Source organism: Acidobacteriota bacterium, assembly GCA_030949985.1.
Taxonomy (GTDB): Bacteria; Acidobacteriota; Polarisedimenticolia; order J045; family J045; genus JALTMS01.
The window spans coordinates 1-1,128 of record JAUZRX010000022.1; the positions used below are offsets into that span (position 1 = coordinate 1).

General features: G+C 61.7%; 1 protein-coding gene. It reads left to right on the forward strand.

Features of this window, described 5'->3' with window-relative positions; all coding sequences use genetic code 11:
- Window positions 1–270 precede the first annotated feature (270 nt).
- A partial coding sequence (locus tag Q9Q40_05785; protein MDQ7006722.1) for a sulfotransferase occupies window positions 271–1,128 on the forward strand: 858 nt, incomplete at its 3' end.

The window sequence follows — 1,128 nt, forward strand, 5'->3', positions numbered from 1 at the left end:
TCGAAGACCAGGGTCGAAAGGGGATGCCAGAGCGAGCGGATGGACAACGTGAACGGATCCTTTTGCCGGGGCCGGTGCGGCGCCGCGGATCGTACGCACCGGCCGCTACCGCGTCAATCGCCGAGCGAGGTCCCAATTTCCGGCCGGCCCCCTTGCTGCCCGCCGCGAAGGCGGCGGCGCCGTGAGACCGTGCCCGGCAATGACGGCCCGGCCACGCTCCGCCCCATACAGAACCCTGCTCCCGGACGTAGAAGCGGTATGCTATCGCGTATGGGCGATGATGCGAAGAATGCCGTTCCCGGTCCCGTCTACATATGCGGACGTCAGCATAGTGGCAACACGGTTCTGGCGCTGGCGTTGGGTCGGCTGCCTCCCTTTCTCGCCTTGCCGCAAGATCTGCCCTATTTCGAGCACCTCGAGCTGATCGACCAGACTCGTAACCCCAGGAAACGTGTCGCATATGCCATCCGCTGCATGATGCTCGAGCTGGAGTCCGCACGCCTGCAGCTGGAAGTGAGCGCATGGTTGAACCGCTGGATCCTGGACCACAGCGCCGCGAGTGCCATCGATATCTACCTGGAAGCCATGCACTTTGCCGTCCGATCGCGGCGGAAAGAGTGGTGGGCCCAGAAAGCAACGAGCTACATCTTCTACGCTGACCAGGTCCTCGACCTGGTCCCCAACTCACGCATGATCTACATGTTGCGCAATCCGTACGATCTCGCGGCCTCGAAGAAACAACGAGATCCGGGTATCGACAGAATCTGGGCGCATTCGGTGAGCTGGTACAAAGGACTCAGGAAGGCGCTCGCCTTGCAAGAGCGGCACCCGGCGCGGTTTCGTATCGTACGTTACGAAGATCTCGTGCTCGCACCCGAGACGACAATGCGCACCCTGTGCAATTTTCTTGGCGTCGCGTTCGATCCGCAATGCCTGGATGTTCCACACATCAACCGCGCCGAAAAGCCGCATGTCTGGACGGTGGATGCAGATGCCACGTACGGGCTCAGCCGCTCCCGGGTCTTTTATTACCCGAGCCACCTGGCACAGCCCGAGATGGCTGCCCTGGACCAGTTGTCATCGAGACGCCTGCTCCACGAGTTCTACCCGAACCTGCCCCATCAAACC